Annotated in this window: 4 protein-coding genes; 2 read left to right on the forward strand and 2 right to left on the reverse strand. The window is 67.0% G+C overall.

Annotated features, from left to right (window positions below; translation table 11 throughout):
- Positions 1-227 precede the first annotated feature (227 nt).
- The gene (locus ACTIFJ_RS14470) at positions 228-1,604 is read left to right on the forward strand and encodes a helix-turn-helix domain-containing protein (RefSeq protein WP_439534816.1); all 1,377 of its coding nucleotides are present in this window, start codon (positions 228-230) and stop codon (positions 1,602-1,604) included.
- 2 nt (positions 1,605-1,606) lie between these two features.
- On the forward strand, positions 1,607-3,184 hold the full coding sequence (gene aceB, locus ACTIFJ_RS14475) for a malate synthase A (protein WP_439534817.1): 1,578 nt from the start codon (positions 1,607-1,609) through the stop codon (positions 3,182-3,184).
- Between the two features lie 22 nt (positions 3,185-3,206).
- Here the strand turns inward: aceB and ACTIFJ_RS14480 are convergent, their stop codons facing one another.
- Positions 3,207-3,740 (reverse strand): cytochrome b, encoded by a 534-nt coding sequence (locus tag ACTIFJ_RS14480; protein ID WP_439534818.1) that lies wholly within the window; start codon positions 3,738-3,740, stop codon positions 3,207-3,209.
- Between the two features lie 10 nt (positions 3,741-3,750).
- Positions 3,751-6,357, reverse strand: coding sequence for a M1 family aminopeptidase (locus tag ACTIFJ_RS14485; RefSeq protein ID WP_439534819.1), 2,607 nt, complete (start codon positions 6,355-6,357; stop codon positions 3,751-3,753).
- Positions 6,358-6,492: the final 135 nt, after the last annotated feature.

Raw genomic sequence — 6,492 nt, forward strand, 5'->3', positions numbered from 1 at the left:
GCGTGAATGGCGGCGTCGGACTGTGCCGACGCCGCTGCCCTCCCCATGATGCATTATCTGTCTTTTTCTTCCGGCCTCGGCCGTTGCCCTGCTGATGGACCTGCGCTAGGGCGGGGTCAACGCGAGTCGGTAAAGGAATCGTGTCAAAGAGTTGTCTTTTCGCCAACAAGAACGGTCATGTTGTAAAAATATTGACAACTTCTCCTCTCCCCATGGCCCCGGAGCCTTTGTCGCGAAAGCTTTTTGCCGGTGCACGCGTGCGCCGGCTGCGCACCAGCCGTGGGCTTACCCAGACCCGCATGGCCAATGACCTAGGGGTTTCAGTCAGCTATCTCAATCTCATAGAGCGGGACCAGCGACCCTTGTCGGCCGCCTTCCTGCTCAAGCTCGCCGGCACTTATGATCTCGACCTGAAGTCGCTGGCCGAGAACGAGGGGCACGACATCGGCGAAGAGCTTGTAAAGGTTTTCACCGATTCACGACTGATCGGCATCGACATGCCACGCGGCGAGCTGCGCGAGCTTGCCGTCCGTCAGCCCGGCATCGCCCAGGCGCTGCTGCGGCTCCATGCCAGCACGCCCGCCAGCCAGCCCAAGCCCGAGCCCGGGCCGATCGGCGCGGTGATGCGGATGATCGAGCAGGCGGGCAATCATTTCCCCGGGCTCGATACGGCCGCCGAGGCGCTTGCCGACGAGCTTCGCCTGTCCGGCGGCGATCTCAACGCCGCCGTCGTCGAGCGGCTGCGCACCCGCCATTCGATCCAGGTCCGCGTGTTGCCGGTCGATGTGATGCCGACAACGCTTCGCCGGCTCGATCTGCATGCCCGCCAGCTCCAGCTGTCGGAAAGCCTCGATGCCGCCTCGCGGGGCTTTGCCTCGGCCGTGCAGCTGGCGCTGATTGAACTCAAGTCGCAGATTGCCGATGCAATCGCCGCTGCGGCGATCCAGGATCCGCTTGCTATCCGGGCAGCCACCGTGGCGCTCGGCAAATATGCCGCTGCCGCAATATTGATGCCCTATGGCCGCTTTCTCGCCGCCTGCGAAGCGACCGGCTATGATGTCGAGCTGCTGCAGGCGCGCTTCGGCCGCGGACTTGAGCAGGTTGCCCATCGGCTGACGACGCTGGGCAGGCCGGGCGCGCGCGGTGTGCCCTTCTTCCTGCTACGCTTCGACCGGGCCGGCACCATTTCGAAGCGTTTCGTTGCCGGCCCGTCGCCGCTGCCACGCCCCGGGGAGGGCGGCTGCGCCGTCTGGAACATCCATGCCGCCTTCTCGCAGCCCGGCCAGATGCAGCGTCAGCTCGTCGAAATGGAGGACGGCCATCGCTTCCTGACGCTGGCCCGCACCGTGCGCACCACCGCCGGCCCCTGGGGCAGTGTCCGCCCGGCCTTTGCCATCGGCATCGGCTGCGAGGCCCGACACGCCGCCGCGCTGGCCTGGAGTGCCGGGCTCGATCTCGCCGGCGCGGCCGCCCCGATCGGACCCGGCTGCGCCGCCTGCCACCGCGCCGATTGCCGCCAGCGCGGCCTCCCGCCTGCCGCCGCCCGCCTCGCCTTCGACGAGCGCGTGCGCGGCCTCACCCCGTTTCGCTTCACCGAGGAATGACCATGACCATCGAGATTACCGCGCCGCTGCAGCCCGGATATGACAGCATTCTCACAGAGCCGGCGCTGGCCTTTCTGGCGCTGCTTCACCGCAGCTTCGAGCCGATGCGGCAGAATCTGCTCGCCGCCCGCCAAGAGCGCCAGTCCCGGTGGAACGCCGGCGAGGCGATCGACTTCCCGCCCGAAATGTCCTCGGTCCGTGACGATCCGACCTGGCAGGTCCGCCCTGCGCCGGCCGACCTCGCCGACCGCCGTGTCGAGATCACCGGGCCGTGCGACCGCAAGATGGTGATCAACGCGCTCAACTCGGGCGCCCAATGCTTCATGGCCTGCCTCGAGGACGCCTCGGCACCGACCTGGGATGTAATGGTTCAGGGCCAGGTCAATCTGCGCGACGCCGCCGCCAGGACCATCACGCTCGAGGACAAGGGCAAGAGCTACCGACTGTCCGACACCCCCTGCACGCTGATCGCCCGGCCACGCGGCTGGCACCTCGATGAAGCGCATCTGCGCATCGACGGCCAGCGCATTGCCGGCGCGCTGTTCGATTTCGGCCTGTATTTCTTCCACAATGCGCGGACGCTGATCGCCAATGGCTCCGGGCCCTATTTCTACTTGCCCAAGATGGAGCATTATCTCGAGGCGCGGCTGTGGAACGATGTCTTCCGCCTCGCCCAGTCGGTGCTCGGGCTGCCACTCGGCACCATTCGCGCAACGGTGCTGATCGAGACGCTGCCGGCCGCCTTCTGCGCCGAGGAGATCCTCTACGAGCTGCGCGATCACATCACCGCCCTCAACTGCGGCCGGTGGGATTATATCTTCAGCTATATCAAGACGTTCCAGAACGATCCCGGCAAGGTCCTGCCTGATCGGGCGGCCGTTACCATGGCCAGCCCGTTCATGGCCGCCTATGCGGCCCATGTCATCCGCGCCTGCCACAAGCGCGGCGCCCATGCGATGGGCGGAATGAGCGCCTTCATCCCGGTCAAGGACGATAGCCAGGCCAATGAGAATGCTTTCGCCGCCGTTCGCGCCGACAAGGAGCGCGAGGCCCGGCTTGGCCATGACGGCACCTGGGTCGCCCATCCCGGTCTCGTCGGCCTCGCCCGCGAAGTCTTCGATGCGATCATGCCGGGGCCGAACCAGCTCGATATATTGCCGGGCGGCGACGCCACCGCCGCGGCGCTGACCACGGCGCCGGCGGGACCGAAGACGCTGGCCGGCCTCAACAACAACATCAACGTCGGCATTGGCTATATCGCTGCCTGGCTGCGCGGCCAGGGCGCGGTGCCGCTCCATAATCTGATGGAAGACGCGGCCACGGCCGAGATCAGCCGTACCCAGCTCTGGCAATGGCGCACGCAGGGCGTCGTGCTGGACAGCGGCGAGGCGGTCGACGGCGCGCTGATCAACCAGGCGATCGACGACCAGCTGAGGGTCTGGCAGGCGCAGGTGGGCGACAATTTCTATGCGGCCGGCAAATATACCGAGGCGGCCGAAGTGCTGCGGACGCTGATCCTTGCCGACACGCTCGAGCCGTTCCTGACGCTACCGGCCTATGAGCATTATTTCGCGCGATGACCCGAAGGGTGCGGCGACAAGCCTATCGCCGCACCCCCATCCGCCGCAGCGTGTCGTCCTTCCACAGATAATGGTGCGCCAGCGCGGCGAGTGCATGCAGGCCGATCACCCAATAGCCGATCTCGCCGACCGTCTTGTGGACGTCCTCGATACGGTGGGCGAGGTCCTTGTCGGGTGCGATCAGCGGCGGCAATTCCAGACCCCAGAAGGGCACCGGATTGCCCTCACCGCTGAGGATCAGCCAGCCGGCGATCGGCATGGCGATCATCATCAAATAGAGGAATCCGTGCGTTACGTGCGCCAACACCATCATCCAGCGGGCGGGCGGGGGCGTGATCGGGGGGGCCGGCCAGCGTAGACGGGCGGCGATGCGCAGCCAGACCAGCAGGAACACCGTCAGCCCCAGCATGAAATGCAGGCTCTTCACGCCCTCGCGGATGTTGCTGCCGCGCTCGAACAGCGTCCGGCTCTCGATGGCCGCATAGACCGCCACGAACAGCGCCAGCATCAACCAGTGCAGGACGATCGAAGCCCTGGCATATCGCCTGCTGTCCATTCATTCGCCCCTATTGTCGAAGTGCCGAAGAGATTTCGGCGCCCTTGGCTGCCTTCAACGCATCGCAACGACGAATACCCGCGACCGCCTGGGACAACTCCAACTCGCCGCCGCCCAGATCGACGAGCCTGGGTTCGACCAGTGCCTCGACCCGCGCCGCATCGGCATTGCTGCAGAAGCCCGAGAACAGGCCGACGATGTTGCGCTTGGCAAAGCCCGGATAGCTGTTCATCAGCCGGGTGAAATTGGCCTCGGCAAAGGCCACCGCGGCCTCGCGGCCGGCCGGCTGGCGGCTGACGCTGGCGACCAGCCCGGTTGTTTCGAGCGGCTGCATCCCCTCGGCAAAGGCCAGCTCCAAGGCGACCTTCGCCTGTTCCGGGGTGGCAACGGCGCCGATCGCCGATGCCGCCTGGCCGCGAAACAACGGCTCGTCCGAAGCGATCAGGGCCCTGGACAGCGCCCGCATCACCGGCTCGCCGCCCTCCTGCACGGCCACCGACAGCGCCAATGCCCGCCAGGTCGGATCGACGGCCTCGGCATCGCCGGCGATCAGCCGCCCGCCCGCCTCGGCCAGCGCCTTGCGGATCGCCGGATCGCGCGCTTCCAGCGCCATCACCGGCACCAGCGTCTGCCGCCGCGACTGGCGATCGGCGGGCTCGGCGGCATAGGCGCCGTGCCTGGGATCGAAGCCCAACGCCGAGGCGGCCGGGCCGTAGATGCGCCCCATCGTCGCCCGATAGGCCTGCTGGTCGGCAGCCGGAATCAGCCGGTTGCCCAGCCCCGCCAGCCGTCCGGCGAGATTGCCCGCTGCCAGTCGTTCGGGATGACCGGCCAGCGCCTCGGCGGCGCGCAGCACCAGCGGGAAAGACGCCCGCCCGGCGCTGAAATCGGCCCACAGGCTGTCAGCCAGCGCCATCGCGTCGCGGCCGGACAGGCCGGGCGCGTCGGCGATCAACCGGGTCCAGCCGGCCTCGTCCATCGTGTAGCGATAATAGCCCTTGCCCTCGGCGTTCGGGTTGAGCGCCAGCGAGGTGCCGATCAACGCCGGCACCCGGGCCTTGTCGGTGGCCAGCAGGTCGCAGCGCCGCCCCTCGCCGCGCGACAGGCAATAGGGGATCTGCCAGGTTTGCGCCGCCGGGGCAGCGACCCCGAGCGGCACATAGCGCGCCTGCGCCAGCTCGATCGACCTGGTGCCATCGGCCACCGCGAGCAGGGGCACACCGGTCTGGGTGAGGAAGCTATTCAGCGCCGGTATCACCCGAGGATCCTTGGCCGCCTCGGCGATCGATTCGAAGAACTGCTCGGCCTTGGCGTTGCGGAAGGCATAGCGGTTGAGATGCAGCCGCACGCCCTTCTGGAAAGCCTCGGCGCCGACAAAACCCTCGAACATCGACACCACCTGGGCGCCCTTCTGGTAGGTGATGCCGTCGAAGGCACTCGCCACCTGGCTGTTCTCGGTGATCTCCTGCCGGATCGGCCGTCCCCGCCCGAGGCTGTCGAGATCCATGGCGCCGAAGGCCTCGTCGAGCTCCATCGGATCGATGCCGAGGTCGGGCCGCCAGGCATGGGCGATCCGCTTGCCCATCCATTCGGCAAAGGCCTCGTTGAGCCAGATGTCGGTCCACCAGTCCGGCGTCACCAGATCGCCGAACCACTGGTGCGCCATCTCGTGCGACACCACCTCGGCAAAGCGCCGCAGCTGCCCGAACGGTGCGTCGCGGCCGAGCAGGATCAGATTATCCGAATAGAGAATGAGCCCGGCATTCTCCATCGCCCCGCCCTGTACCGGCGAGGCGATGAAATCGAGTTTCTCGTACGGATAGGGAATGCCGAAATAGTCCTCCAGCCGCGCCAGCAGCTTGGGCGTCTCCTCGAGCGTGATGTCCATCCGCCCGGCCTGGCCGGCGGTGCCGATCACCCGGAATTCGAGCGGCACCTTGCGCACGGCGTTTGCCGGAATCGTTACCCCGCGCACATCGAACGCCCCCACGCCCAGGGCCACCAGATAGGTGGGCAGCGGCTTGGAAGGCGCGAAACGGTGAGTCACCATCGCACCGGCCGCCTGCACGCCGGTCTCGGGCGTATTGGCAAAGGCCTTCATCGCCTTGGGCACGGTCAGACTTATGGTGAACGGCGTCTTGAAGCCCGGCTCGTCGAAACCGGGGAAGGCCCGGCGGGCATCGAGCGGTTCCATCTGGGTCCAGGCGTACCAGTCATTGCCGACCTTGGCCCGGAAGATGCCCTCGGCGCCTTTGCGGAAGCCCGCTGAATAGCTGATCTCGATCCGCGCCGGGCCGGCGGGCACGGGTTGCACCAGATCGAGCCGCGCCACGCCCGATGCATCGACCTGCGAATAGCGCGCGGTGATGCGCTTGCCCCCGGACACCAGCTCGGCGCGGCTGACCTCCAGATCCTGCCCATGGAGATAGATCAGCGTTGTCGGCTTCTGGACCTCCACATCGATCGCCGTCTGGCCGCTGAACCGCTCCTGCGAAGGGTCGATTGTAAAGGCCAGCGAATAGGCGAGCGGCTTGATACCGTCCGGCAACCGCCCGACAGGAACCGGCTGCGCCTGGACCGAAACTGCGAAAAGAAGGGAGAAAAGCAGGACACGCATGCGGAAATCATGGCGCAGGACGAAGGGGAAGGGAAGCCCCGCGCCCGATCCCGAAGTCCAGGAGGTGTCGACACTCATCAGCGGCCGCCTGCGGCAACAAAGTGCCTCCGGCGGCTGGGGCCGCAGGCCCCAGAC

The sequence above is a fragment of the Polymorphobacter sp. genome (assembly GCF_051860865.1).
Lineage (GTDB): Bacteria > Pseudomonadota > Alphaproteobacteria > Sphingomonadales > Sphingomonadaceae > Sandarakinorhabdus.

What these genes read in the sequence shown, in the direction of transcription:
- aceB (WP_439534817.1), top strand. Translation starts at nt 1,607, where the DNA reads ATGACCATCGAGATTACCGCGCCGCTGCAGCCCGGATATGACAGCATT.
- ACTIFJ_RS14480 (WP_439534818.1), bottom strand. Translation starts at nt 3,740, where the DNA reads ATGGACAGCAGGCGATATGCCAGGGCTTCGATCGTCCTGCACTGGTTG.
- ACTIFJ_RS14485 (WP_439534819.1), bottom strand. Translation starts at nt 6,357, where the DNA reads ATGCGTGTCCTGCTTTTCTCCCTTCTTTTCGCAGTTTCGGTCCAGGCG.